Below are 23,461 nucleotides of genomic sequence, written 5' to 3'. Positions count from 1 at the left end.
GAGGCCAGCAACTCATAACGTTAGCACTGATTCAGGGCGATTCACACTCTGCGCACCTTTTTGATGCGCGTCCATAGTCTTACGTTGCGCGCTTTGATACCACGATCCGCACGCTAGAATGCCTCATAGCAAAGAGCAGAAGGGTCGTAACACCGGCAAGGCGACGCGCGGCAACGCAGTGTCGTTCGGTGAATATGGTCTGAAAGCTATCGGTCGCGGCCGTTTGACCGCGCGCCAAATCGAAGCGGCGCGTCGAGCAATGACGCGTCACATTAAACGTGGCGGCCGTATCTGGATCCGCATTTTCCCGGACAAGCCGATCTCGCAAAAGCCGGCTGAAGTACGGATGGGTAACGGTAAAGGTAACCCTGAGTACTACGTCGCAGAGATTCAACCGGGCAAGATGTTGTATGAAATGGACGGTGTTACTGAAGAGTTGGCACGTGAAGCGTTCCGTCTGGCTGCAGCAAAGCTGCCGCTGAAGACGTACTTCGTTTCACGCCAGCTCGGCGCCTAAGGAGCAATGATGAAGGCTTCCGAACTTCACCAGAAAGACCAGGCCGCTCTCAATCAAGAGCTGACGGACCTGCTGAAGGCGCAATTCGGCCTGCGCATGCAACTCGCGACCCAGCAATTGACCAACAACAGTCAATTGAAGAAGGTTCGTCGCGATATCGCTCGTGTGCGGACCGTCCTGACTGAGAAGGCGAACCAGAAATGAACGATAGCGTAAAAACCTCGCTCAAGCGGACGCTGGTCGGCAAGGTCGTCAGCAACAAGATGGAAAAGACGGTCACCGTGCTGGTCGAGCATCGCGTAAAGCACCCGATCTACGGCAAGTACGTCGTGCGGTCGAAGAAGTACCACGCTCACGATGACGCGAACACGTATAACGAAGGTGATCTCGTTGAAATCCAGGAGACCCGTCCGATTTCCAAGACGAAAGCCTGGGTTGTGTCGAAATTGCTGGAAGCAGCACGCGTCATCTAAGCAGCAAAACCGCAACAAAGAAGTGTCGCAGTAACTTTCGCTTGCCAGACCGAAATTATGCGTTATAATTTCGGTCTTCCCTCTTTGTGGGAGCCCCATCGCGGGCGAAGTTGGTGGGGGAAGCCGGTGCAGGCGCCAAGCCTGTGCTGACAGATTCACCGGATTGCGATGGCGGGTTTCGTCTGCCCTCGCTGCCTGTTCTAACCCAAGCAGCCACCAGGCTGACGGGACCAAGACTGACCGGGTGCGCCATGGTGGCGTAACTGGATTAAGTTGGGAAAGATAAACCATGATTCAGACCGAAACTCGGCTTGAAGTTGCCGACAACACGGGTGCACGTGAAGTGATGTGCATCAAGGTGCTCGGCGGCTCGAAGCGTCGTTACGCTAGCATTGGCGACATCATCAAGGTGACCGTCAAGGAAGCAACGCCGCGCGGACGCGTGAAGAAGGGCGAAATCTACAACGCCGTGGTCGTTCGTACGGCCAAGGGCGTGCGCCGCCAGGACGGCTCGCTGATCAAGTTCGACGGTAATGCCGCCGTACTTTTGAATGCCAAGCTCGAGCCTATCGGTACGCGTATTTTCGGACCGGTTACGCGTGAATTGCGTAGTGAACGATTTATGAAGATCGTTTCGCTCGCGCCGGAAGTGCTGTAAGGAGTCGCGATGAATAAGATTCGCAAAGGTGACGAAGTTATCGTTACCGCTGGCAAAGATAAAGGCAAGCGCGGCGTCGTGCTGTCCGTTGGCGAAGAACGTGTGACGGTCGAGGGTATCAATCTCGTCAAGAAGCATGTCAAGCCGAACCCGATGAAGGGTACGACGGGCGGCGTAGAAGCCAAGACGATGCCGCTGCATATTTCGAACGTCGCATTGGTCGACGCGAATGGCAAGGCGTCACGTGTGGGCATCAAGGTCGAAGGCGACAAGAAGGTTCGCTTCTTGAAGTCGACCGGTGCCACGCTTAGCGTCTGACGCGGAGTAAAAAATGGCACGTCTGCAAGAATTTTATAAAGAGAAGGTTGTACCCGGCCTCGTTGAGAAGTTCGGCTACAAGTCCATCATGGAAGTGCCGCGCATCACCAAGATCACCCTGAACATGGGTCTTGGCGAAGCCGTCGCCGACAAGAAGATCATCGAAAACGCCGTTGGCGACCTGACGAAGATTGCTGGCCAGAAGCCGGTTATCACGAAGGCACGCAAGGCAATCGCTGGCTTCAAGATTCGTCAGGGCTACCCGATCGGCGCGATGGTCACGCTGCGCGGCCAGGCCATGTACGAATTTCTCGATCGTTTCGTGACGGTTGCGCTCCCCCGGGTTCGTGACTTCCGCGGTGTATCGGGTCGTGCGTTCGACGGTCGCGGCAACTACAACATCGGTGTGAAAGAGCAGATCATTTTCCCCGAGATCGATTACGACAAGATCGACGCGCTTCGTGGGCTGAACATCAGCATCACGACGACCGCGAAGACTGACGATGAAGCGAAGGCACTGCTCGCCAGCTTCAAGTTCCCGTTCAGAAACTGAGGTTACCGTGGCTAAACTGGCACTGATCGAACGTGAAAAGAAGCGTGCACGCCTTGCTGCAAAGTACGCTCCCAAGCGTACTGCGCTGAAGGCGGTCATCGATGACGCGAGCAAGTCGGACGAAGAGCGTTATGCCGCTCGTCTCGAACTGCAGCAACTGCCCCGCAACTCGAACCCCACTCGCAAGCGTAACCGCTGCGCGATCACGGGTCGTCCGCGTGGTACGTTCCGCAAATTCGGATTGGCACGCAGCAAGATTCGCGAAATCGCTTTCCGCGGCGAAATCCCTGGCCTGACCAAGGCGAGCTGGTAATAGGAGATACGTAAATGAGCATGAGTGATCCTATCGCCGATATGCTGACTCGCATCCGCAATGCGCAGATGGTTGAGAAAGTGTCGGTGACAATGCCCTCGTCGAAAGTCAAGGTTGCGATTGCGCAGGTTTTGAAGGACGAAGGTTATATCGACGATTTCGCAGTGAAGTCTGAAGGTGCGAAGTCGGAATTGAATATCGCGTTGAAGTACTACGCCGGCCGTCCGGTTATCGAGCGCATTGAACGCGTCTCGAAGCCTGGTCTGCGTGTGTATCGCGGTCGTAACGACATTCCGGTTGTGATGAACGGTCTCGGCGTTGCAATCGTGTCGACGCCCCAGGGTGTGATGACCGACCGCAAGGCGCGCCAGACCGGCGTCGGCGGCGAAGTCCTCTGCTACGTCGCTTAAGCCGAAAAGGAGAAGAAACATGTCTCGAGTAGGTAAAAGCCCGATTACGCTGCCGCAAGGCGCGGAAGTGGCCTTCAGCGGCGAAGCAATCACCGTGAAGGGCCCGCTGGGTACAATTACGCAAGCGGCCAACCCGCTTGTTACGGTAGCAAACGACAACGGCACGCTCAACTTCGCCCCGGCTGATGAAAGCCGTGAAGCGAATGCGATGTCGGGCACGATGCGCGCCCTCGTGGCGAACATGGTGAATGGCGTTACGAAGGGTTTCGAGCGCAAGCTGACGCTGGTTGGCGTTGGTTATCGCGCGCAGGCGCAGGGCGACAAGCTGAATCTGTCGCTGGGTTTCTCGCACCCCGTGGTGCACGCGATGCCGGAAGGCATCAAGGTTGAAACCCCGACGCAAACCGAAATCGTGATCAAGGGGATCGACAAGCAGAAAGTTGGCCAGGTCGCTGCGGAAGTTCGCGGTTACCGTCCGCCGGAGCCCTACAAGGGCAAGGGCGTGCGCTACTTCGGCGAAGTCGTCATCCTCAAAGAAACGAAGAAGAAGTAAGGGTGCGCAATCATGGATAAGACTCAATCTCGCCTGCGCCGCGCTAAACAGACGCGCGTTAAGATCGCTGAGCTGCAGGTCGCACGTCTGGCTGTGCATCGCACGAACACGCATATCTATGCGCAAGTGTTCTCGGCATGCGGCACCAAGGTGCTGGCAAGCGCGTCGACGCTCGAAGCTGAAGTGCGTGCCGAACTGGCCGACAAGACCGGTAAGGGCGGCAACGTCAACGCTGCGATCGCTGTCGGTAAGCGTATTGCTGAAAAAGCCAAGGCTGCCGGCGTCGAATCCGTCGCCTTCGACCGTTCAGGTTTCCGTTACCACGGCCGCGTGAAAGCGCTGGCTGATGCGGCACGCGAAGCCGGACTCAAGTTCTAAGGGAAGAATTCGTCATGGCAAAGATGCAAGCGAATGTGAAGGCTGAAGAACGCGACGACGGCCTCCGTGAAAAAATGATCGCGGTCAATCGCGTGACCAAGGTTGTGAAGGGCGGCCGGATTCTCGGTTTTGCCGCACTGACCGTGGTTGGCGATGGCGATGGCCGCATCGGCATGGGCAAGGGCAAAGCGAAGGAAGTTCCGGTTGCTGTTCAAAAGGCAATGGAACAAGCACGCCGCAACATGTTCAAGGTGCCGTTGAAGAACGGTACGCTGCAACACGAAGTGCACGGTAAGCATGGCGCATCCGCTGTTCTCCTGGCTCCGGCCAAGGACGGTACGGGTGTTATCGCCGGCGGCCCGATGCGCGCAGTGTTCGACGTGATGGGCGTTCAAAACGTTGTGGCGAAGAGCCACGGTTCGACGAATCCGTACAACCTCGTTCGTGCAACACTCGACGGCCTGCGCAAGCAGTCGACGCCGGGTGACATCGCGGCGAAGCGCGGCAAGTCCGTCGAAGATATTTTGGGCTAAGCCAGGTGGTCACCATGTCTGAAAAAACTGTCAAGGTTCAGCTCGTGAAGAGCCTGATTGGGACCCGCGAAACGCATCGTGCAACGGTGCGTGGTCTGGGCCTGCGCCGACTCAACTCGGTCAGCGAACTGCAGGACACGCCGGCAGTGCGCGGGATGATCAACAAGGTCTCGTACCTTGTCAAAGTCCTCAGCTAAGCGGCTGACCAGGGATCAAGGAGTTGAATATGGATTTGAATAACCTCAAGCCGGCAGAAGGCGCGAAGCACGCAAAGCGTCGCGTCGGTCGCGGTATCGGTTCCGGCCTCGGCAAGACTGCAGGTCGTGGTCACAAGGGTCAGAAATCGCGTTCGGGCGGCTTTCATAAAGTCGGCTTCGAAGGCGGCCAGATGCCTTTGCAACGTCGTCTGCCGAAGCGTGGCTTTAGCTCGCTGACGCGTGAGTTCGTTGGTGAAGTGCGCCTGTCGGATATCGAGAAGCTGCCGGTCGACGAAGTCGATTTGTTGGCTTTGAAGCAAGCCGGTCTGCTCGGCGTGCTCATTACGAGCGCAAAGATCATCAAGACGGGCGAACTGACGCGCAAGATCACGGTTAAGGGCCTCACCGCTACGAAGGGTGCTCGTGCTGCGATCGAAGCCGCTGGCGGCTCGTTCGCTGAGTAACGTGCGCGTGTTGTCGTTGTTAGCGAAAGCATCGGAGAAGGTTCTTGGCTAATAGCCCGAGTCTCGCAAAATCCGGTCGAAGCGCTGCGAAGTTCGGCGATTTGCGTCGGCGTGCAATGTTCTTGCTGCTGGCGCTGATCGTCTACCGTATCGGTGCGCATATTCCGGTGCCGGGTATCGACCCGGATCAGCTGGCGAAGCTTTTCCAGAGTCAGTCAGGCGGCATCCTTGGCATGTTCAACATGTTCTCGGGTGGCGCACTGTCCAGGTTCACGATCTTCGCGCTTGGGATCATGCCGTACATCTCGGCGTCGATCATCATGCAGCTGCTCTCGATCGTTTCGCCGCAAATGGAAGCGCTGAAGAAAGAAGGGCAGGCAGGACAACGGAAGATCACGCAGTACACGCGTTATTTCACGGTTGTGCTGGCTACGTTCCAGGCGTTTGGTATTGCGGTGGCGCTGGAAAATCAGGCTGGGCTCGTTATCGATCCTGGCATGGTGTTCCGGTTGACGACGGTAGTAACGTTGGTGACCGGCACGATGTTCCTGATGTGGCTGGGTGAGCAGATCACGGAACGCGGACTGGGCAACGGCATCTCGATCATCATTTTCGGCGGTATTGCGGCGGGTTTCCCGAACGCAATCGGTGGTCTCTTTGAGCTGGTTCGCACTGGCTCCATGAGTATCATCTCGGCGATCATCATCGTCGTGCTGATTGCGGCGGTTACGTTCGTGGTGGTTTTCATCGAACGCGGCCAGCGCAAGATCCTGGTGAACTACGCAAAGCGTCAGGTCGGAAACAAGATTTACGGCGGTCAGTCTTCGCATTTGCCGCTGAAGTTGAACATGTCGGGTGTGATTCCGCCGATCTTCGCGTCGTCGATCATCCTCTTCCCGGCAACTATCCTGAACTGGTTCAGTTCAGGTACGCGGACCGGCTGGTTCGCGAACACGCTGCACAACGTTGCCGAGGCGCTCAAGCCTGGCCAGCCGGTGTATGTGTTGCTGTACGCGATGGCGATCGTTTTCTTCTGCTTCTTCTACACCGCGCTGGTGTTCAACAGTAGAGAAACGGCCGACAACCTGAAGAAGAGTGGTGCATTCGTTCCCGGGATTCGTCCGGGCGACCAGACGGCGCGGTATATCGATCGGATCCTGACGCGTTTGACGCTGGCTGGTGCGATCTACATCGTGTTCGTTTGCTTGCTGCCAGAGTTCCTGGTGCTGCGTTGGAACGTACCGTTTTACTTCGGTGGAACATCACTGCTGATCATTGTGGTGGTCACGATGGATTTCATGGCGCAGGTTCAGTCTTACGTCATGTCGCAACAGTATGAATCGCTGCTCAAGAAGGCGAACTTCAAAGGCAGCAACGTCCCGATGCGCTGATAAGGACCGTGGTCAGGGGCGGCACGAGTTGAAGGATAGCTCTGCCGTCACTGGATACAGATCCGGGCGACAAGGTAACGGTTGAGTTGACCCCTTACGATCTGTCTCGTACACGGATCGTGTTACGGGCGAAGTGATTTGAAAAAAGGGTAATATCATGAAAGTGATGGCATCGGTTAAGCGCATTTGCCGCAATTGCAAGATCATCAAGCGCAAGGGCGTTGTGCGCGTGATTTGCAGCTCTGATCCGCGCCACAAACAGCGTCAAGGCTGAACGCCGCGCTTTTGCTTGCGCTTTTTGTTTGAGGAAAAACAATGGCTCGTATCGCAGGGGTTAATATCCCGAATCACCAGCATACTGAAATCGGCCTCACGGCAATTTTCGGTGTAGGCCGCACGCGCGCACGCAACATTTGCGTCTCGTCTGGTGTGGAGTTTTCGAAGAAGGTCAAAGACCTCACTGACGCAGACCTCGAAAAGCTGCGAGAAGAAGTGGGTAAGTTCATCGTAGAAGGCGACCTGCGTCGCGAAGTGACGATGAATATCAAGCGCCTGATGGACTTGGGCTGCTACCGTGGCGTTCGCCATCGCAAGGGCTTGCCCATGCGTGGACAGCGCACACGTACGAATGCCCGTACCCGCAAGGGTCCGCGTCGTGCAGCGCAATCGCTGAAGAAGTAAGCGGAATATAGTTACAGGAAAACGTAATGGCTAAGGCTTCGAACAACTCCGCGGCGCAACGCGTTCGCAAGAAGGTCAAGAAGAACGTCGCCGAGGGCGTAGTTCACGTTCACGCGTCGTTCAACAACACCATCATCACGATCACCGATCGCCAGGGCAATGCACTCGCCTGGGCTACGTCGGGTGGCCAGGGCTTCAAGGGATCGCGTAAATCGACCCCGTTTGCAGCTCAGGTCGCAGCCGAATCGGCTGGCCGCGTGGCGATGGAATACGGCGTGAAGAACCTCGAAGTGCGGATCAAGGGCCCCGGGCCTGGCCGTGAATCGGCGGTGCGTGCGCTGCATGGTCTTGGCATCAAGATCACCGCAATCTCCGACGTGACACCGGTTCCGCACAACGGTTGCCGTCCGCCGAAGCGTCGTCGTATCTAAGGCGTCGCGTAACGCTTTGACCTGTTGACGCTCGCGCGTCGACAGGTTGCTTGCGTTATGAAATCTGCGTTAAGAATACTGACTAAGCCCACCGTTCGATCCATCGAGTTCGAACTAGCGCGAACGTATTTCGCGTGATCAATTATTAAGGATGCAAAGTGGCACGTTATACCGGTCCTAAAGCCAAGCTGTCCCGCCGTGAAGGTACTGATCTTTTCCTGAAGAGCGCACGCCGTTCGCTCGCCGACAAGTGCAAGCTCGACAGCAAGCCGGGTCAGCATGGTCGTACGTCGGGCGCTCGTACGTCTGACTACGGTACGCAGTTGCGCGAAAAGCAAAAGGTCAAGCGCATCTACGGCGTACTTGAACGTCAATTCCGCCGTTATTTCGCTGAAGCTGATCGCCGCAAGGGCCCGACGGGCGAAAACTTGCTGCAATTGCTCGAGTCGCGTCTGGACAACGTCGTCTACCGCATGGGCTTTGGCTCAACGCGCGCTGAAGCGCGTCAGCTGGTCGGCCACAAGTCGATCACGGTAAACGGTGTAGTGAACAACATTCCGTCGATGCAAGTTAAGGCAGGCGACGTGGTTGCTGTTCGCGAACAGTCGAAGAAGCAAGTCCGTATTCTGGAAGCGCTGAACCTGGCTGAGCAAGGCGGAATGCCGAGCTGGGTGACGGTCGATGCCAAGAAGTTCGAAGGCACGTTCAAAGCCATGCCGGATCGCGCTGACATTGCTGGCGATATCAACGAAAGCCTGATCGTCGAATTGTATTCGCGTTAATCGGATTAGCGGCCGGGGCACCCTGATTGCGGAAGGCAAGGGGTTGCCTCGGCTGTTTATTTTCGGGTTGTCACCGGTCAGCCTTATCGGCGTAACGAGCCGAGGGTATTGAAAAGGAAAACCTATGCAAACCAGTTTGTTGAAGCCCAAGATTATTGCAGTCGAATCGCTTGGCGACAGCCACGCGAAAGTGGTCATGGAGCCGTTCGAACGGGGCTATGGTCACACCTTGGGTAACGCGCTTCGGCGCGTGCTGTTGTCGTCGATGATTGGTTATGCGCCGACCGAAGTGACGATTGCAGGCGTCGTGCATGAGTATTCTACGCTCGACGGCGTGCAAGAAGATGTGGTCAACCTGCTGCTGAATTTGAAGGGCGTCGTTTTCAAGCTGCATAACCGCGACGAAGTCACGGTTACGTTGCGCAAGGACGGCGAAGGTGTTGTTACGGCCGGGGATATCGAACTCGCTCACGATTGCGAAGTCATCAATCCGGGTCACGTGATTGCGCATCTTTCGAAGGGCGGCAAGCTCGACGTTCAGATCAAGATTGAAAAGGGCCGCGGCTATGTCCCGGGCAATGTGCGTCGCTACGGCGAAGATTCGGCGAAGATCATTGGCCGCATCGTGCTGGACGCGTCGTTCTCGCCGGTTCTGCGCGTAAGCTACGCTGTTGAAAGCGCTCGTGTCGAGCAACGTACCGACCTCGACAAGCTCGTGATGAACATCGAAACCAACGGCGTGATTTCGCCCGAGGAAGCGATTCGTCAGTCAGCCCGTATCCTGGTTGACCAGTTGTCGGTGTTCGCGGCTCTGGAAGGCACGGAAGCAGCGGCAGAAGCACCGTCGCGTGCGCCGCAGATCGATCCGATCCTGCTGCGTCCGGTCGATGATCTCGAACTCACGGTTCGTTCGGCGAACTGCCTGAAGGCTGAGAACATCTATTACATCGGCGATTTGATCCAACGCACGGAAAACGAATTGCTGAAGACGCCTAACCTCGGTCGCAAGTCGCTGAACGAGATCAAGGAAGTCTTGGCATCGCGTGGTTTGACGCTGGGTATGAAGCTCGAAAACTGGCCGCCGGCTGGTCTCGACAAGTAAGTACAAGCTGCACGCTTGACTGGCAAAGATGCGGATTTTCCTTTAAAATCCGCATCTTGCTTTTTCTACGACCGGCCCGTGCGCTCGTGAGTTGCCTAAAAAGGCGCTCAAGAGACGTAATAGAAGAGCTGGATCTAAACTTGATTAATCTGGAAATTCAAAATGCGCCATAAACATGGTTTGCGGAAACTGAACCGCACGAGCAGCCACCGTCTGGCTATGCTCCGTAATATGTCGAACTCGCTGATCGAGCACGAAGTCATCAAGACGACGCTGCCGAAAGCTAAAGAACTCCGTAAAGTCGTTGAGCCTCTGATCACGCTCGGCAAGAAGCCGTCGCTGGCAAATCGTCGTCTGGCGTTCAACCGCCTGCGCGATCGTGATTCCGTCGCAAAGCTGTTCGACGTACTCGGCCCGCGTTACGAAACGCGTCCGGGTGGCTATCTGAGCATCCTGAAGTTCGGCTTCCGTCAAGGCGACAACGCGCCGATGGCGCTGGTCATGCTGATGGATCGTCCGGAACTCGCTGAAGCTGACGACGTTCAAGAAGCCGAATAAGCTTTTGAGCGGTTGTTGGACAAAAAAGCCAAGCCTTGCTTGGCTTTTTTTACGCTCGGTGGATCTGCTTTAGGGCGCCGCACCGCCAGGCCGATCGGCTGAATGTTGGCCGTTGGCTTGCAGTGCTACGATTGCGTCCATATCGACTGCATTGGAGCTTTTCGTGAACACGCCCGTCGTCCTCGTTCTTACGACGCTACCTGACAGTGACGCCGCATCGGTGCTGGCGCAACAGGTTATTGACGCACGACTCGCGGCCTGTGTGACCGAGCTGGGCATGGTCAAGTCGCGGTATCGGTGGAACGGGAAGGTCGAGGCGGCTGAGGAGCTTCAGATGCTGTTCAAGACGAGTCTGGCGCGCGGCGATGAACTCGCGCGGTTCATAGAGTCGAATCATCCTTATGAAACACCTGAAATTGTCTCGTGGCAGGCCGACGCATCGGCGGCCTATGGACAATGGGTCATCGCGGAAACTCAACGTCCTCTTAATGTTTAAGCCCTTCGATTTCTGCGCGCGCCGTGTTGTCGACGCCGCCCTCATGTTGCTGTCGTGCTTCGTCCTGGTCTTCGGTTCGATTTCGATTACGCATGCCGCCGACGATTTTCTCGATCCGTCCGTCGCCTTCAAATTCAGCGCAAGCGAAAAGCCAGGCGAAATCGATGTGCGATATAAGGTCGCAGACGGCTACTACATGTACCGCGAGCGTTTTGCGTTTGCCGTGAAAAGCGGCACGGCGACGTTGGGCGAAGCACAACTGCCGCCCGGGAAAGTCCACTTTGATCAAACCTTCAACAAGGACGTTGAGACGGGGCGCTACCGTCGGGTCGCCGCGCCTTCGGAGCGCGCGACGAAACGGTCGTCGGGACCATACGAACCCGGATCGATGCGGCGCATTTCTGTCTCGATCCATTGCTCGACGCGAAGGTTGACTTCTTCCGCGGTGAGGCCGGTCGTCTCGATCGGACGACCGATGGACATTGTGACTATACCCGCATATTTGAGAAACGATTTTCGAGGCCAGACGTGCCCTGCGTTATGAGCAATGGGCACGACAGGCGCGCCCGCCGCCACTGCGAACCGCGCGCCGCCCGACTTGTATTTGCCTTGCTGGCCAACAGAGGTGCGTGTGCCTTCCGGAAACATGATGACCCACGCGCCTTCGGCCATGCGCTCACGCCCTTGCCGCGCTACTGATTGAAACGCGTCCTTGCCCTGACGCCTGTCGATATGCACCATCTTCAGCATGCCCATGGTCCAGCCGAAGAACGGCACGAACAGCAACTCGCGCTTGAACACATAGCACAGCGGACGCGGCATCAACGCGGGGAACGCGAGCGTTTCCCATGCGGACTGGTGTTTGGACAGCAGCACGGCGGGACCATCGGGCAGGTTCTCCATGCCTTCGATCCGGTAGCGGATGCCGATCAGGTAACGCATCACCACGATCGATGACTTGCACCAGAACGCCGCCATCCAGTAACGCCTTGCAGCGCCCAGGAACGGGAACGTGATGAAGCACATGCACGCGTACGGCACTGTGTACACAACGAAAAAGACCATCAGCAACAGCGAACGAATGAAGCGCATCGGCGTGAAAGAGTTCCTTGGATTCGACGATAAAGCCGGCGCGTCAGTCGTGATCTGCAGCGAGGAAATTCAGCGCGAAAGAGCGCAGGTCGTCGTGTACTTTTGTATTGGGCGGCAGGTTCCCCGCCGCCAGCGTCTTGTGTCCCTTGCCGGTCAGCACCAGATGCGACTTGAAGCCAAGCGCAGCGCCGGCCTGCAGGTCGCGCAGGGAGTCGCCGACCACCGGCGTGTCCTCCGGATCGATCTCAAAACGCTCCACGATCTGCTGCAACATACCCGGCTTCGGCTTGCGGCAATCGCATTCGTCTTCCTGCGTATGCGGGCAAAAAAACACCGCATCGATACGCCCGCCGACCGCCGCCACCGCCCGGTTCATCTTCACGTGCATGGCGTTGAGCGCGGCCATGTCGAAAAGCCCCCGGCCAATGCCTGACTGGTTCGACGCAATCGCCACGCGGTACCCGGCCTGATTCAGCCGCGCAATGGCTTCGAGACTGCCGGGGATGGCAACCCATTCTTCCGGCGACTTGATGAATGCGTCCGAGTCGACGTTGATCACGCCGTCACGATCGAGAACCACCAGTTTCTTGTTTGCGTTGGTCGGCATGGTGTGTCGCATCAGGCGGCGAGCTTCGAGATATCCGCGACGCAGTTCATCTGCTGATGCAGCGCGCCGAGCAGAGCCAGGCGGTTGTTTCGCAGCGCGGGATCTTCGGCGTTCACCATGACGTCGTTGAAGAAGGTGTCAACCGCGTCACGCAACGCGGACAACGCGGACAGTGCTTCCGTGTAGTTGCGCTCGGCCAGTTGCTTTTGCACCTGCGGCGCAACCTGCTCGAGCTGCGCGTACAGCGCTTTCTCGGCGGCTTCTTGCAGCAGCGCAGGTTGCACGCTTGCCGGCACGCCTTCGGCCGACTTCTTCAGGATGTTCGAGATGCGTTTGTTCGCAGCCGCGAGCGATGCCGCCTCCGGCAAGCTCGCGAATTCACGCACGGCCTCGAGGCGCGCCACGATGTCATCCAGTCGCGTGGGGTTCAGGCTCAGCACGGCATCGATTTCGACCGCGTTGAAACCGCGCTCGCGCAACACGCCCCGCAAACGGTCCATGAAAAATGCGTAGATCGCGTCGGTCGAATCGGCGACTTGCGGCATATCGGCAAACTGCTTTTGCGCGATGCGCAGCAAGTCGAGCAAATCGATAGCCAGTTTCTTTTCCAGCAGAATGCGCAACACACCGAGCGCGTGGCGGCGCAGCGCGAACGGATCTTTTTCGCCCGTCGGCTGCAAGCCGATACCCCAGATGCCCACGAGCGTTTCCAGCTTGTCGGCCAGGGCGACGGCGCTGCTTACGCCAGTGGACGGGGTTTCATCGCCGGAAAAACGCGGTTGGTAATGTTCCGAACACGCGAGCGCGACCTCTTCCGGCTCGCCGTCATGGCGCGCGTAATACGTGCCCATCGTGCCTTGCAATTCAGGGAATTCGCCGACCATGTCGGTGAGCAAGTCGGCCTTCGCGAGCAGGGCGGCGCGCTTCGTCACGGCGACGTCCACGCCGATCATCGGGGCGATTTCGCCTGCCAGCGCTTCGAGGCGCTGCACGCGCTGCAGTTGCGAGCCAAGTTTGTTGTGATACACCACGTTCGCCAGCAGCGGCACGCGGTCGGCCAGGCGCTTCTTCTTGTCCTGCTCGAAGAAGAACTTGGCGTCGGCAAGACGCGGACGAATCACGCGCTCGTTGCCTTCCACGATATCGGCCGGCGTTTCTGTTTCAATGTTCGACACAATCAGGAAGCGCGAGCGCAGCTTGCCGTGATCGTCGGTCAGCGCGAAATACTTCTGGTTCGTCTGCATGGTCAGGATCAGGCATTCCTGCGGCACTTGCAGGAACGATTCGTCGAAACGGCACTGATACACGACCGGCCATTCGACCAGCGCGTTCACTTCGTCGAGCAGCGTCTCGGGCATCACGACGCGATCTTCGCCTGCAAACGCGAGCAACTGCGTGCGGATGGATTCGCGGCGGTCATCGAAATTCGCGACTACACGGCCCTTCGAGCGCAGCGTCTCCGAGTAATCGTCGGCGTGACCGATCGCCACGATTCCGCTCGAGAGGAATCGATGACCCAGCGTGGTATCGCCGGAATCGATGCCAAGCGCGCTCACCGGCACGATGTCGCGGCCATGCAATGCGACCAGCCCATGCACCGGGCGCACGAACTGCACGCTGGTGCCGTCGGGCCGTTGATACGTCATGAGCTTCGGGATTGGCAACTTGCCGAGCGTCTCGGTCAGCGCGGTTTGCAGGCCTTCAGCGAGCGTCGCGCCCGGCGCCGCGTAGCGCAGGAAGAACGCTTCGGCTTTGCCGTCTTGCGCGCGCTCGAGATCTTCGATCTTGAAGTCAGGGAAACCGAGCGCGGCAAGTTTCTTCGCGAGCGGCGGGGTGGGTTGTCCGTCTTTATCGAGCGCTACGCTGACGGGCAGCACTTTCTCGCGCACTTGCCGTTCGGGCGCAACCGCGCGAACGTTCTTGATCAGCACTGCGAGACGGCGCGGTGTGGCGAATTTCTCGAAACTCGCTTCGCCTTCAATGAGGTCGCGCGCGGCAAGCCGCTGCACGATGCCTTCGGCGAACGAGGTGCCAAGGCGCGCGAGCGCCTTTGGCGGCAGTTCTTCGGTCAGCAGCTCGACGAGCAGCGATGCGGGATTGGATTCGGTCATTGTTATGTCGTGCTCTGGTCAGGCCTGATCGATATTGCGCTCGACCTTCAGCGCCGGCACCCACGAGGGCTTGGCGGCGTCTTCGGCGTCGGTGACGACTCCGGCTGCGGCGTGTACGGGGTTGCCCAGCATCGGGAAACCAAGGGCTTCGCGCGACTCGTAATAGCCCTTCGCGACAAGGCGCGAAAGATCACGAATCCGCCCGATGTACGCCGCGCGCTCCGTCACGGAAATCGCGCCGCGTGCGTCGAGCAGGTTGAACGTGTGGCCGGCTTTCAACACGAGTTCATACGCGGGCAACGCCAGCTTCGCGTCGATCATCTTTTTAGCTTCGGCTTCGTAGCTCTTGAAGAACGTGAACAGCAAGTCGACGTTCGCGTGCTCGAAGTTGTACGTGGACTGCTCCACTTCGTTCTGGTGATACACGTCGCCGTAAGTGAGGCGCCGTGTTTCGGGACCGTTCGGGCCGTTTTCTTCCCATTCGGTCCACACGAGGTCATAGACGTTCTCGACCTTCTGCAGATACATGGCGAGCCGTTCGAGGCCGTAGGTGATCTCGCCCAGCACCGGCTTGCAATCGATACCGCCAACTTGCTGGAAGTATGTGAACTGCGTGACTTCCATGCCGTTCAGCCAGACTTCCCAGCCGAGGCCCCACGCGCCGAGCGTCGGGTTTTCCCAGTCGTCTTCCACGAAACGCACGTCGTTCTGCTTCAGATCGAAGCCGAGCGCTTCAAGCGAGCCGAGGTACAGATCGAGAATGTTCTCGGGCGCCGGTTTCAGCACCACCTGATACTGGTAGTAGTGCTGCAGACGGTTCGGGTTGTCGCCGTAGCGGCCGTCCTTCGGGCGGCGCGACGGCTGCACATACGCTGCACGCCACGGTTCCGGGCCGATCGCGCGCAGGAACGTGTGCACGTGCGACGTGCCCGCGCCGACTTCCATGTCGATTGGCTGGAGAAGCGCGCAACCCTTGTTGTCCCAATAGGATTGCAGCGTCAGGATGATTTGCTGAAAAGTGAGCATGAATGCCTTTGAAGCGTGCCTTCGAGGTCGGGCCGGCGGATGAACGTGTCCGGGCGTCCTTCGAAGCGGACCGGAAATTCCGACGGCCGGAGGGCTAAAACCTTGAATTTTAGCGGGAATGAGGGGCTAGCGCGACTTTTTGGGGTGGAACGGCGGACTCATAGGCCGTTCGGAGGGGAAATCGGGGTCAAGCGCCGAGACGTTTCACCATCGGTACGCAATCCATTGTCAGGCCGCGCGGCGAGCGGTACTTCGCGATTTCATCGCCGACGAAACCCAGCGAGCGGTAAAAGGGCGCCGCGTTCAGCGTGGAATCCAGCCGCAGCTTCGTGCAACCCCCGGCACGCGCCAGCGTTTCGAGATGCAGCACCATCCCCGCACCTATGCCGCGTTTCATGTACGCCGGGTCCACGAAGATCGCATCGATCTTGCCGGTCGTGACATCGATCATGCCAGTGCCCGCAACGCGCTCATCCACGGTTGCAACGAGGAACCGTTCTTCGACGGCATCGGCGAATGCTTTCGATGTCGCCCCGCCTGTCCATTCGTCGAGTTGTTTGAGCGGATACGCGTTGATGCACTCGCTCATCACGGCGGCGCGGCGGATTCGCCACGCAACGTCGGCGTCGGCGCGCGTGGCTTTGCGGATGATGAAGGCGGGAGAATGCATATGCCGGTTTCAGCTCTTCTTGCGCCCCGGCGCGAACGCGAAGCCGAACGCCAGCAGCAACAGCGACACCAGGATCACCGTCATGTTGCCGCTCGTCACGTAAGGCGTGCGCCCGGATGTACCTTGCACGGTGGCATCGAGGGAACCCGTCGTGTAGACCGGAAGCCTTGCCACCACCGCGCCGTTCGCCGCGATCACCGCGGTCGTACCGGTGTTCGTGGAACGAAGCATCGGGCGGCCGGTTTCGATGGAGCGCATGCGGGCCATCTGCAAATGCTGGTCGAGCGCAATCGTGTCGCCGAACCACGCGAGGTTCGTCGAGTTCACGAGAATGCCCGCGGGCGCTTCCTGCTCGCGAATCGTGCGCGCGATTTCTTCGCCGAAAATATCTTCGTAGCAGATATCGACGGCAATCGGCTGGTTGTGCACGAAGAACGATTTCTGCACCGGCGGACCGCGTCCCAGGTCACCGAGTGGAATGCCCATGAGCGCCACGAACCAGTGGAAACCCATCGGCACGAATTCGCCGAAGGGCACGAGGTGATGTTTGTCGTAGCGGTAAATATCTTTCTGATTCGGGGTGATGCCGAACAGGCTGTTCGTGTAATCGGTCGCGCGGCCTTCGGGCGAAACCGTCACGCCGATAGCGCCGAACAGAATGGACGAGTTGGTGGTATCGGAGAAATTGCGCAGTGCCAGCGCGAGGTCTTGTGGCACTTGCACGGCGAGAACGGGGAACGCGGTTTCGGGCGTCACGATCAAATCAGCCGGTTTCTCGGTGATCAACTTCTTGTAAAGCTGCAGCGACTGGTTCACGCCTTCCTGCTCGAACTTCATTTCCTGCTTCACGTTGCCTTGCAAGAGCCGCACGGTCAGCGGCGCATTTGCGGGAAGCGTCCATTCGACCAGCGACAGCAACATGCCCGCCACGACCAGCACGATCGCCACGATAAACGGCGCGAACTTCGCGAACGGCGTGTCGCCATGCCGAAACGTATAGAAGCCCTGCACGAGCAACGCGGCCACGAGCGCCAGCACCCAGCCAACGCCATACACGCCCGCGATAGCGCCATAGCTTGCCAGCGGACCGTCGACCTGGGCGTACCCGCTCGAAAGCCATGGGAAGCCCGTGAAGACCAGTCCGCGCAGCCATTCGCCGAGGGCCCATGCACTGGCGAACGCGAATGCGCCGTGCCATGTGGGGACGAAGCGCGGTTCATCGGCGGCGGGGATTACAGAGCCGTTCTCTTCATACCGCGCCCGTCCCGCACAAAACGACCAAAGAACGCCTGCAAGGGCCGGGTAGATCGCGATGTACATGGAGAACAACACGACCGCTGCGGCCGCCAGCGGCGCCGCCATGCCGCCGAAATCGTGCATGCTGACGTAAAGCCACCAGACGCCGGTGACGAAATTGCCGAAACCAAACGCCCAGCCGGTCAGCGCCGCGCCTTTCCATCCGCTGGTACGGGTGAGCCACGCAAAGAACAACGTGAAGATCACGAGTTCGATCCAGCCGCCATGCGGCGTGGGCGCGAATGAAAGGGTGTTCGCGGCGCCCAGGATTGCCGCGACGAGGTAATGCCAAAGCGGCAGGGACTGGGCGCTATCAATCCGGTTACTACGCCGGAAGGCAAAACGGGAATCGGCCATGGATTACGAAATCGACTGGAAAGTAGGGGATGACGCGGCGTGACCGTCGCGCGTCATGGTGTGACCGGCAGCATGAGCACGCGGCGTGAAACGGGATTCATGCGCGCGTTCATGCTCGTTCTCATGCTCGTTCTCAATCGCGGTCTTCGTCGCTGTCGCGGGAGCGGCCATCGAGCGCTGGGGTATTGACCGCGCGCCGCACTCGCAGCACGTGAATCTGGCGGGCGTCGCCGCGCAGGATCTCGAACACGAAGTCGTCGATCTTCACCTTCTCCCCACGATGCGGCACGCGGCCGAATCGATGCGTCACCAGCCCGCCGATGGTGTCGACTTCGTCGTCGGAATAATGCGTGCCGAACTCTTCGTTGAACTGTTCAATGCCCGTGAGCGCGCGCACACGATGCCGGCCGTCAGGCGTGGCAATGATGTTGCCGGCTTCTTCGTCGAAGTCGTATTCGTCTTCGATGTCGCCAACAATCTGTTCCAGCACGTCTTCGATCGTGATCAATCCGGCCACGCCGCCGTATTCATCCACCACGATTGCAATGTGATTCCGGTTCACGCGGAAGTCGTGAAGCAGCACATTCAGGCGCTTTGATTCAGGAATGAAAACGGCGGGGCGCAGCATGCCGCGGACATCGAATTCTTCTTCGTGGTAATAGCGCAGCAAGTCTTTTGCAAGCAGCACGCCGATTACGTTGTCGCGATTGCTTTCAAATACCGGATAACGCGAGTGCGCTTTTTCCAGCATGAAAGGGATGAATTGCTCGGGCGTTTCAGCAATGTTGATGGCGTCCATCTGGGCACGCGGAATCATGATGTCGCGGGCGCAGAGTTCGGAAACCTGGAATACGCCTTCGATCATGGAGAGCGAATCCGCGTCGAGCAGATTGCGTTCGTGGGCGTCCTGGAGAACTTCCAGCAGTTCGTCGCGAGATTCCGGCTCGTGCGAGATGAAATCGGTCAGGCGCTCGAGCAGCGTGCGCTTTTCCGGTTTGTCGGCAGGTTTGTCGGTATATCGTCGACTGGGATAGGCGTCGTTCATAGTGGGGCGTGCGGAGTGTTCCGAACGCAAAATCACGGAAAGTTAAGAATACACCAAGGAAATTTCGCGCCAATTGATCCGGCGCGAACGCGTGCTACATCGTGTGCAAACATCGTAACTGATAAATATGGGCGCAGTATGTCGGACGCCTGACGTTAGCCAATCGGCCTATGTCCGCCGAAAAACTTTATTCCTGCGATGATTCCGCATCCTTGCATCGTTGCAAAAGCGACTCCAGCGCACGGTCTGGCATGCCGCATTCTCGCAGCGCGGCCACGGTGCGGCTGACGTAGTCGAGCGTGGTGCCGTATCGGCCGGTCGCGCAGCCAAAGACGCGGCGCACGATCGGGTCGCCGAGCTTGCCGGTGTAAGTGGGCGCTTCACGGCGCATGACGAATGAGAGTGCCTCGACCTTCCGGCCATCGATCAACGTGCATGGCAACCAAGCGACGCGATACGAATTCATCGCCATTTCGCGCCGCCACAGCACTTCGAGGTGCTCGTCGGCGCCCTCGGCCGCAAGCCGGAACGCCATGCCGGAACAGGAACCGCCCCGATCCAGCGCGAGGACGAGGCCCGGCTGTTCGGGCGTGCCGCGATTCACGCGCGACCATAAATACAGGCCGCGATGATATCCGTGCACCTTGCTGCGCACCGCTTCCACGGCCGGCAACCCCGGATTCCAGATCAGCGAGCCATAACCGAACAGCCACAAATCCGTCTTGCGATCCCAGTGTGCGAACGCTTTTTCGCGCGATGCCAGCAGTTCCGCGTCGGTAAGCAGGCGCGATTCGGCAAAGACCGGGGGGTAGTCGGCGTCGGGCAATCCAGGAAGGGGGAGAGGTATGTCGGTCAAGGCTTAATCAGGCGGCAACGGCAAATAGGGATCGGTGAAACCGAGCTTTTGCATGATGCCGGTTTCGATCGATTCCATTTCATCCGCCTCGGCGGAATCTTCGTGATCGTATCCTTGAGCATGCAGCGTGCCGTGCACGATCAGATGCGCGTAGTGCGCGGCGAGCGGTTTGTTCTGCTCGCGCGCTTCGCGTTCCACGACCGGGCAACACAGGATCAGGTCGCCCGAAACCGGATCGTCTTCCGATTCGGCATACGCAAAGGTCAGCACGTTCGTTGCGTAATCCTTGTTCCGATATGACCGGTTGAGGGTGCGGCCTTCATCGGTATCGACGAAACGCACCGTCAGTTCCGCGTCCGCGAACAGCGACGCCTTGATCCAGTTGGCGACCGTGGCACGCGGCAAGAGCGCCTTGTGCTCCGGATACGCCTTCGCGGCGGGAAATTGCAGCGTCAATGCAAGTTTCGGCATGACTTTATTCGCTGCTTACTTTGCCGCGGCCGCGTCGGAATCGCGCTGCGACTGCGCGTCGTACGCTTCCACAATGCGCGCGACCAGCGGGTGGCGCACCACGTCCACGCTGGTGAAACGCGTCATCGCAATGCCGCGCACGTCCGCCAGGACATGTTGCGCCTCGATCAAGCCGCTCTTGTGACCGCGCGGCAAATCGACCTGCGTGGTGTCGCCGGTGACGACCGCCTTCGAGCCAAAGCCGATACGCGTCAGGAACATCTTCATCTGCTCGGGCGTGGTGTTCTGCGCCTCGTCCAGGATGATGAACGCGTGGTTAAGCGTCCGGCCACGCATGTACGCGAGCGGCGCGATTTCGATCATCTGGCGCTCGAACATTTTTGCGGTTTTATCGAAGCCGAGGAGGTCGTAGAGCGCGTCGTACAACGGACGCAGATAGGGATCCACTTTCTGCGCGAGATCGCCCGGCAGGAAACCCAGACGCTCGCCGGCTTCCACCGCCGGGCGCGTCAGGACGATGCGCTTTACCTGATCGCGCTCGAGCGCATCGACTGCGCACGCCACCGCCAGATACGTCTTGCCGGTACCGGCCGGGCCGATGCCGAAAGTCACGTCGTGCGCGATGATCTGCTTCAGGTATTCGCGCTGCATGGGCGTGCGGCCGCGCAGGTCCGCACGCCGTGTATAAAGCTTCGGGCCCGGATCTTCCTCGTCGCCCAGGTCGATGGTGACGCTGGGTTCATCGAACGGATGATCGGGGTCGCCGCGAAAACGCGGATCGACGGGATCGGAATTCAGATTGTTCGATGGCTTTGCGGCATTCAATCCCCGCCGCGCCGCATTGCGCGCCTCGACCAGCGCCAGTTGAATGTCGTCCACGGACAGCGAATCCTTCGCGCGATTGTAGAAATTCTCGAGCGCCGTGAGCGCCACTTTCGCGCCGCGTCCGCGGATCGTGATCTTGTGACCGCGGCGCGTGAGCGTCACGTCGAGCGCCTGCTCGATCTGCCGCAGGTTTTCGTCGAGCGGGCCACACAGGTTGGCGAGCCGCGCGTTGTCGTCGCGCGGTGCGGTGAATTCCATATGCTGCTGAGCGGTCTTCAAGGCGAGAGTCGGGGTCCTGTCGAAGCTTCAGTTTAGTGAGTCGTGGCCGGCGTCAAAATCAATTCGCCGCGCAACGAATGGGGGTATGCCACGTTGATTTCTACATCGACCATCTGGCCGATCAGCCGTTTGTGCGACGAAATCGGCACCGGGAAATTCACCACACGATTGTTTTCCGTGCGTCCGGCGAGTTCGCTCGGGTCCTTGCGCGACGGTCCTTCCACCAGAATACGCTGCACCGAGCCCAGCATGGAATTGCTGATTTTCGCGACGTTCGCCTCGATGGTCGCCTGCAAATGCTGCAAACGCTTGAGCTTCACTTCGCGCGGCGTGTCGTCGTGCAGGTTCGCGGCGGGCGTGCCGGGACGCGGGCTGTAGATGAACGAGAAACTCGTGTCGTAGCTCATTTCGTCGATGAGCTTCATCATCTTCTGGAAATCGTCCTCGGTCTCGCCGGGGAAACCGACGATCATGTCGGTAGACAGCGACAGATCCGGGCGGATCGCGCGCAGTTTGCGGATCACCGACTTGTATTCGAGCACCGTGTAGCCACGCTTCATGGCCATCAGGATGCGGTCGGAGCCGTGCTGCACGGGCAAGTGCAGGTGGCTCACGAGCTTGGGCACTTTCGCGTAAGTATCGATCAGCCGTTGCGTGAATTCCTTCGGATGCGACGTGGTGTAACGAATCCGTTCGATGCCCGGAATCTCCGCCACATATTCAATCAACGTGGCGAAGTCGGCAATATCAGTGGAGTGCTGCGTCACCGGCCCGCGATACGCATTCACGTTCTGCCCGAGCATGGTGACTTCGCGCACGCCCTGGTCGGCAAGTCCGGCGATTTCAGTCAGCACGTCGTCGAGCGGCCGGGAGACTTCTTCGCCGCGCGTGTACGGCACGACGCAATAGCTGCAGTACTTGCTGCACCCTTCCATGATCGATACAAACGCGCTCGGGCCATCCACGCGCGCCGGCGGCAAGTGATCGAACTTTTCGATTTCGGGAAACGAAATGTCGACTTGCGAGCGTCCGCTGGAACGGCGTTTCGCGATCATGTCCGGCAGCCGATGCAAGGTCTGCGGGCCAAACACCAAGTCCACGTAGGGCGCGCGGGAAACGATCGCCGCGCCTTCCTGGCTCGCCACGCATCCGCCCACGCCAATGATCAGGTTCGGATTCGCTTCCTTCAATTCACGCACGCGGCCGAGGTCAGAGAAGACCTTTTCCTGCGCTTTTTCACGCACGGAGCACGTGTTGAAGAGGATCACGTCCGCGTCTTCCGGCGTGTTTGTCTGGATGAGGCCATTGGCTGCGTTGAGGACGTCGACCATTTTGTCGGAGTCGTACTCGTTCATCTGGCAGCCGAATGTCTTTACATAAACTTTCTTGGTCATGAATTTCGCCGGTCGCAGTGATTAGTCTGGGGGCGCGGTGTTTGGTGCGTTGAAGGGATTCTTTCACGTGTTTTAGCGCTGATTCAGACCTGTTCGGCCGAAATTCGCGCATCGTTTAGCCCAATATTATAGCGCCCGCTCGACTTCTCGCCCGGGCTGGCCGGGCGGGTAGGCCAGGTCGCCGAGCAATTCTTCCGTCGCGCGCGCGAAGCGTTCAATGAGGAAATCCAGCAGAACGCGTACGCGCGGCGCCATGTACCGGTTCGCATGGAACAGCGCATGGACCGCCGCCTCGTGCGAACACCAGTCGGCGAGCAGCATTTTCAGCGCGCCGGAGCGGACATCGGCGGCAATATCCCATATCGATTTGTGCGCGATGCCTTGCCCCGCCAGCGCCCACGCGCGGGACAAGGCGCCGTCGTTGGTCTCCCAGGCATCGGCAAGCGGGATGATGTGGGAATACCGCTCGTCGCCGCGCACGAAGTTGATTTCGTTCAGCGTCGCAGTCGATGTCACCAGCACCGAGAACGAATGCCCGGCGAGATCGGCGGGCGTTTTCGGCTCGCCGTGCTTCGCCAGATATTCCGGCGATGCGCACAGCACACGCCGGTTTGGCGCGAGGCA

At 58.9% G+C, this 23,461-nt stretch carries 33 protein-coding genes and 2 pseudogenes; 23 read left to right on the top strand and 12 right to left on the bottom strand.

The window, feature by feature from the left end; genetic code table 11:
• Positions 1-118: 118 nt before the first annotated feature.
• The 23 genes and pseudogenes from rplP to ACRXB1_RS07745 form a co-directional block, all read left to right on the top strand.
• Positions 119-517: a 50S ribosomal protein L16 gene (gene rplP, locus ACRXB1_RS07855; protein ID WP_449491681.1), complete on the top strand. Its 399-nt coding sequence runs from the start codon at positions 119-121 to the stop codon at positions 515-517.
• A 9-nt stretch (positions 518-526) separates the two neighbouring features.
• Entirely contained in the window at positions 527-721 is a 195-nt protein-coding gene (rpmC, locus tag ACRXB1_RS07850) for a 50S ribosomal protein L29 (RefSeq protein WP_047845339.1), read from the top strand.
• Positions 718-990, top strand: coding sequence for a 30S ribosomal protein S17 (gene rpsQ, locus ACRXB1_RS07845; RefSeq protein ID WP_056355415.1), 273 nt, complete (start codon positions 718-720; stop codon positions 988-990). Before rpmC ends, rpsQ begins: the two co-directional genes overlap by 4 nt.
• Positions 991-1,279: 289 nt before the next feature.
• Complete coding sequence (gene rplN, locus ACRXB1_RS07840) at positions 1,280-1,648, top strand: 50S ribosomal protein L14 (RefSeq protein ID WP_006052212.1); 369 nt, start codon at positions 1,280-1,282, stop codon at positions 1,646-1,648.
• A gap of 9 nt (positions 1,649-1,657) precedes the next feature.
• Positions 1,658-1,966 (top strand): 50S ribosomal protein L24, encoded by a 309-nt coding sequence (gene rplX / locus ACRXB1_RS07835; protein WP_056355419.1) that lies wholly within the window; start codon positions 1,658-1,660, stop codon positions 1,964-1,966.
• A 13-nt stretch (positions 1,967-1,979) separates the two neighbouring features.
• A complete protein-coding gene (gene rplE / locus ACRXB1_RS07830) occupies positions 1,980-2,519 on the top strand; it encodes a 50S ribosomal protein L5 (protein ID WP_035933066.1) in 540 nt (179 codons plus the stop codon).
• A gap of 7 nt (positions 2,520-2,526) precedes the next feature.
• Positions 2,527-2,832: a 30S ribosomal protein S14 gene (rpsN, locus tag ACRXB1_RS07825; protein WP_031361570.1), complete on the top strand. Its 306-nt coding sequence runs from the start codon at positions 2,527-2,529 to the stop codon at positions 2,830-2,832.
• Between the two features lie 14 nt (positions 2,833-2,846).
• The gene (gene rpsH / locus ACRXB1_RS07820; RefSeq protein ID WP_031361569.1) at positions 2,847-3,242 is read left to right on the top strand and encodes a 30S ribosomal protein S8; all 396 of its coding nucleotides are present in this window, start codon (positions 2,847-2,849) and stop codon (positions 3,240-3,242) included.
• A gap of 19 nt (positions 3,243-3,261) precedes the next feature.
• Positions 3,262-3,795 (top strand): 50S ribosomal protein L6, encoded by a 534-nt coding sequence (gene rplF, locus ACRXB1_RS07815; RefSeq protein WP_062000487.1) that lies wholly within the window; start codon positions 3,262-3,264, stop codon positions 3,793-3,795.
• A gap of 12 nt (positions 3,796-3,807) precedes the next feature.
• Positions 3,808-4,173: a 50S ribosomal protein L18 gene (gene rplR / locus ACRXB1_RS07810; protein ID WP_056355425.1), complete on the top strand. Its 366-nt coding sequence runs from the start codon at positions 3,808-3,810 to the stop codon at positions 4,171-4,173.
• Between the two features lie 14 nt (positions 4,174-4,187).
• Positions 4,188-4,706: a 30S ribosomal protein S5 gene (rpsE, locus tag ACRXB1_RS07805; RefSeq protein ID WP_031361566.1), complete on the top strand. Its 519-nt coding sequence runs from the start codon at positions 4,188-4,190 to the stop codon at positions 4,704-4,706.
• 14 nt (positions 4,707-4,720) lie between these two features.
• Entirely contained in the window at positions 4,721-4,903 is a 183-nt protein-coding gene (gene rpmD, locus ACRXB1_RS07800; protein WP_056355429.1) for a 50S ribosomal protein L30, read from the top strand.
• Between the two features lie 29 nt (positions 4,904-4,932).
• On the top strand, positions 4,933-5,367 hold the full coding sequence (rplO, locus tag ACRXB1_RS07795; protein WP_062000486.1) for a 50S ribosomal protein L15: 435 nt from the start codon (positions 4,933-4,935) through the stop codon (positions 5,365-5,367).
• Between the two features lie 44 nt (positions 5,368-5,411).
• Positions 5,412-6,758, top strand: coding sequence for a preprotein translocase subunit SecY (gene secY, locus ACRXB1_RS07790; protein WP_062000485.1), 1,347 nt, complete (start codon positions 5,412-5,414; stop codon positions 6,756-6,758).
• 62 nt (positions 6,759-6,820) lie between these two features.
• A pseudogene (gene infA, locus ACRXB1_RS07785) lies at positions 6,821-6,895 on the top strand (translation initiation factor IF-1); the annotation flags it as partial.
• 20 nt (positions 6,896-6,915) lie between these two features.
• Entirely contained in the window at positions 6,916-7,032 is a 117-nt protein-coding gene (rpmJ, locus tag ACRXB1_RS07780) for a 50S ribosomal protein L36 (RefSeq protein WP_004199844.1), read from the top strand.
• A 41-nt stretch (positions 7,033-7,073) separates the two neighbouring features.
• Complete coding sequence (gene rpsM, locus ACRXB1_RS07775) at positions 7,074-7,439, top strand: 30S ribosomal protein S13 (RefSeq protein WP_062000484.1); 366 nt, start codon at positions 7,074-7,076, stop codon at positions 7,437-7,439.
• A 26-nt stretch (positions 7,440-7,465) separates the two neighbouring features.
• The gene (gene rpsK / locus ACRXB1_RS07770) at positions 7,466-7,870 is read left to right on the top strand and encodes a 30S ribosomal protein S11 (protein WP_006052224.1); all 405 of its coding nucleotides are present in this window, start codon (positions 7,466-7,468) and stop codon (positions 7,868-7,870) included.
• 158 nt (positions 7,871-8,028) lie between these two features.
• Complete coding sequence (rpsD, locus tag ACRXB1_RS07765) at positions 8,029-8,652, top strand: 30S ribosomal protein S4 (RefSeq protein WP_062000483.1); 624 nt, start codon at positions 8,029-8,031, stop codon at positions 8,650-8,652.
• A gap of 124 nt (positions 8,653-8,776) precedes the next feature.
• Positions 8,777-9,754, top strand: coding sequence for a DNA-directed RNA polymerase subunit alpha (locus tag ACRXB1_RS07760; RefSeq protein ID WP_062000482.1), 978 nt, complete (start codon positions 8,777-8,779; stop codon positions 9,752-9,754).
• A 162-nt stretch (positions 9,755-9,916) separates the two neighbouring features.
• On the top strand, positions 9,917-10,312 hold the full coding sequence (gene rplQ / locus ACRXB1_RS07755) for a 50S ribosomal protein L17 (protein WP_056355441.1): 396 nt from the start codon (positions 9,917-9,919) through the stop codon (positions 10,310-10,312).
• Positions 10,313-10,475: 163 nt separating this feature from the next.
• Positions 10,476-10,808, top strand: coding sequence for a divalent-cation tolerance protein CutA (gene cutA, locus ACRXB1_RS07750; RefSeq protein WP_375508120.1), 333 nt, complete (start codon positions 10,476-10,478; stop codon positions 10,806-10,808).
• Positions 10,801-11,187 (top strand): annotated as a pseudogene (locus tag ACRXB1_RS07745) (protein-disulfide reductase DsbD N-terminal domain-containing protein); the annotation flags it as partial. The gene cutA and the pseudogene ACRXB1_RS07745, both read left to right, overlap by 8 nt.
• On the opposite strand, the gene ACRXB1_RS07740 reads toward ACRXB1_RS07745, so the two are convergent.
• The 12 genes from ACRXB1_RS07740 to ACRXB1_RS07685 form a co-directional block, all read right to left on the bottom strand.
• Positions 11,127-11,900: a lysophospholipid acyltransferase family protein gene (locus ACRXB1_RS07740; RefSeq protein WP_061998537.1), complete on the bottom strand. Its 774-nt coding sequence runs from the start codon at positions 11,898-11,900 to the stop codon at positions 11,127-11,129. The pseudogene ACRXB1_RS07745 and the gene ACRXB1_RS07740 sit on opposite strands and share 61 nt — an antisense overlap.
• 43 nt (positions 11,901-11,943) lie before the next feature.
• A complete protein-coding gene (gene gmhB, locus ACRXB1_RS07735) occupies positions 11,944-12,507 on the bottom strand; it encodes a D-glycero-beta-D-manno-heptose 1,7-bisphosphate 7-phosphatase (RefSeq protein ID WP_062170444.1) in 564 nt (187 codons plus the stop codon).
• A gap of 11 nt (positions 12,508-12,518) precedes the next feature.
• The gene (glyS, locus tag ACRXB1_RS07730; RefSeq protein ID WP_449491680.1) at positions 12,519-14,618 is read right to left on the bottom strand and encodes a glycine--tRNA ligase subunit beta; all 2,100 of its coding nucleotides are present in this window, start codon (positions 14,616-14,618) and stop codon (positions 12,519-12,521) included.
• An 18-nt stretch (positions 14,619-14,636) separates the two neighbouring features.
• Positions 14,637-15,644 (bottom strand): glycine--tRNA ligase subunit alpha, encoded by a 1,008-nt coding sequence (glyQ, locus tag ACRXB1_RS07725; RefSeq protein ID WP_075358982.1) that lies wholly within the window; start codon positions 15,642-15,644, stop codon positions 14,637-14,639.
• Positions 15,645-15,831: 187 nt separating this feature from the next.
• Entirely contained in the window at positions 15,832-16,314 is a 483-nt protein-coding gene (locus ACRXB1_RS07720; RefSeq protein ID WP_449491679.1) for a GNAT family N-acetyltransferase, read from the bottom strand.
• 9 nt (positions 16,315-16,323) lie between these two features.
• Positions 16,324-17,967, bottom strand: coding sequence for an apolipoprotein N-acyltransferase (lnt, locus tag ACRXB1_RS07715; RefSeq protein ID WP_449491678.1), 1,644 nt, complete (start codon positions 17,965-17,967; stop codon positions 16,324-16,326).
• Positions 17,968-18,100: 133 nt separating this feature from the next.
• Positions 18,101-19,012: an HlyC/CorC family transporter gene (locus ACRXB1_RS07710; RefSeq protein WP_061998541.1), complete on the bottom strand. Its 912-nt coding sequence runs from the start codon at positions 19,010-19,012 to the stop codon at positions 18,101-18,103.
• A gap of 187 nt (positions 19,013-19,199) precedes the next feature.
• A complete protein-coding gene (locus tag ACRXB1_RS07705) occupies positions 19,200-19,868 on the bottom strand; it encodes a gamma-glutamylcyclotransferase (RefSeq protein WP_449491677.1) in 669 nt (222 codons plus the stop codon).
• A gap of 3 nt (positions 19,869-19,871) precedes the next feature.
• Positions 19,872-20,339 carry an rRNA maturation RNase YbeY gene (gene ybeY, locus ACRXB1_RS07700; protein ID WP_449491676.1) on the bottom strand — a complete coding sequence of 156 codons (468 nt, stop codon included), beginning with the start codon at positions 20,337-20,339 and terminating at the stop codon, positions 19,872-19,874.
• Positions 20,340-20,354: 15 nt separating this feature from the next.
• Positions 20,355-21,443: a PhoH family protein gene (locus ACRXB1_RS07695; protein ID WP_061998544.1), complete on the bottom strand. Its 1,089-nt coding sequence runs from the start codon at positions 21,441-21,443 to the stop codon at positions 20,355-20,357.
• A gap of 32 nt (positions 21,444-21,475) precedes the next feature.
• Entirely contained in the window at positions 21,476-22,837 is a 1,362-nt protein-coding gene (miaB, locus tag ACRXB1_RS07690; protein ID WP_062169283.1) for a tRNA (N6-isopentenyl adenosine(37)-C2)-methylthiotransferase MiaB, read from the bottom strand.
• A gap of 126 nt (positions 22,838-22,963) precedes the next feature.
• Positions 22,964-23,461: substrate binding domain-containing protein (locus tag ACRXB1_RS07685; RefSeq protein ID WP_449491675.1), on the bottom strand; the 498-nt coding region annotated here is incomplete at its 5' end.

This window comes from Caballeronia sp. M23-90 (genome assembly GCF_053574605.1).
Note: the sequence above shows the minus strand (reverse complement) of the source record. Positions and strands in the feature narration are given on the sequence as shown.

Coding starts and splice junctions, on each gene's coding strand:
- rpmD (WP_056355429.1), top strand. CDS start 4,721: ATGTCTGAAAAAACTGTCAAGGTTCAGCTCGTGAAGAGCCTGATTGGG.
- miaB (WP_062169283.1), bottom strand. CDS start 22,837: ATGACCAAGAAAGTTTATGTAAAGACATTCGGCTGCCAGATGAACGAG.
- glyQ (WP_075358982.1), bottom strand. CDS start 15,644: ATGCTCACTTTTCAGCAAATCATCCTGACGCTGCAATCCTATTGGGAC.
- rpsH (WP_031361569.1), top strand. CDS start 2,847: ATGAGCATGAGTGATCCTATCGCCGATATGCTGACTCGCATCCGCAAT.
- glyS (WP_449491680.1), bottom strand. CDS start 14,618: ATGACCGAATCCAATCCCGCATCGCTGCTCGTCGAGCTGCTGACCGAA.
- rplX (WP_056355419.1), top strand. CDS start 1,658: ATGAATAAGATTCGCAAAGGTGACGAAGTTATCGTTACCGCTGGCAAA.
- rplO (WP_062000486.1), top strand. CDS start 4,933: ATGGATTTGAATAACCTCAAGCCGGCAGAAGGCGCGAAGCACGCAAAG.
- ybeY (WP_449491676.1), bottom strand. CDS start 20,339: ATGCCGAAACTTGCATTGACGCTGCAATTTCCCGCCGCGAAGGCGTAT.
- gmhB (WP_062170444.1), bottom strand. CDS start 12,507: ATGCCGACCAACGCAAACAAGAAACTGGTGGTTCTCGATCGTGACGGC.
- rpsK (WP_006052224.1), top strand. CDS start 7,466: ATGGCTAAGGCTTCGAACAACTCCGCGGCGCAACGCGTTCGCAAGAAG.
- lnt (WP_449491678.1), bottom strand. CDS start 17,967: ATGGCCGATTCCCGTTTTGCCTTCCGGCGTAGTAACCGGATTGATAGC.
- rpsE (WP_031361566.1), top strand. CDS start 4,188: ATGGCAAAGATGCAAGCGAATGTGAAGGCTGAAGAACGCGACGACGGC.
- ACRXB1_RS07710 (WP_061998541.1), bottom strand. CDS start 19,012: ATGAACGACGCCTATCCCAGTCGACGATATACCGACAAACCTGCCGAC.
- rplF (WP_062000487.1), top strand. CDS start 3,262: ATGTCTCGAGTAGGTAAAAGCCCGATTACGCTGCCGCAAGGCGCGGAA.
- rplN (WP_006052212.1), top strand. CDS start 1,280: ATGATTCAGACCGAAACTCGGCTTGAAGTTGCCGACAACACGGGTGCA.
- ACRXB1_RS07740 (WP_061998537.1), bottom strand. CDS start 11,900: ATGCGCTTCATTCGTTCGCTGTTGCTGATGGTCTTTTTCGTTGTGTAC.
- rplP (WP_449491681.1), top strand. CDS start 119: ATGCCTCATAGCAAAGAGCAGAAGGGTCGTAACACCGGCAAGGCGACG.
- rpsM (WP_062000484.1), top strand. CDS start 7,074: ATGGCTCGTATCGCAGGGGTTAATATCCCGAATCACCAGCATACTGAA.
- rpsQ (WP_056355415.1), top strand. CDS start 718: ATGAACGATAGCGTAAAAACCTCGCTCAAGCGGACGCTGGTCGGCAAG.
- rpmC (WP_047845339.1), top strand. CDS start 527: ATGAAGGCTTCCGAACTTCACCAGAAAGACCAGGCCGCTCTCAATCAA.
- ACRXB1_RS07720 (WP_449491679.1), bottom strand. CDS start 16,314: ATGCATTCTCCCGCCTTCATCATCCGCAAAGCCACGCGCGCCGACGCC.
- rplQ (WP_056355441.1), top strand. CDS start 9,917: ATGCGCCATAAACATGGTTTGCGGAAACTGAACCGCACGAGCAGCCAC.
- rplR (WP_056355425.1), top strand. CDS start 3,808: ATGGATAAGACTCAATCTCGCCTGCGCCGCGCTAAACAGACGCGCGTT.
- rplE (WP_035933066.1), top strand. CDS start 1,980: ATGGCACGTCTGCAAGAATTTTATAAAGAGAAGGTTGTACCCGGCCTC.
- rpmJ (WP_004199844.1), top strand. CDS start 6,916: ATGAAAGTGATGGCATCGGTTAAGCGCATTTGCCGCAATTGCAAGATC.
- ACRXB1_RS07760 (WP_062000482.1), top strand. CDS start 8,777: ATGCAAACCAGTTTGTTGAAGCCCAAGATTATTGCAGTCGAATCGCTT.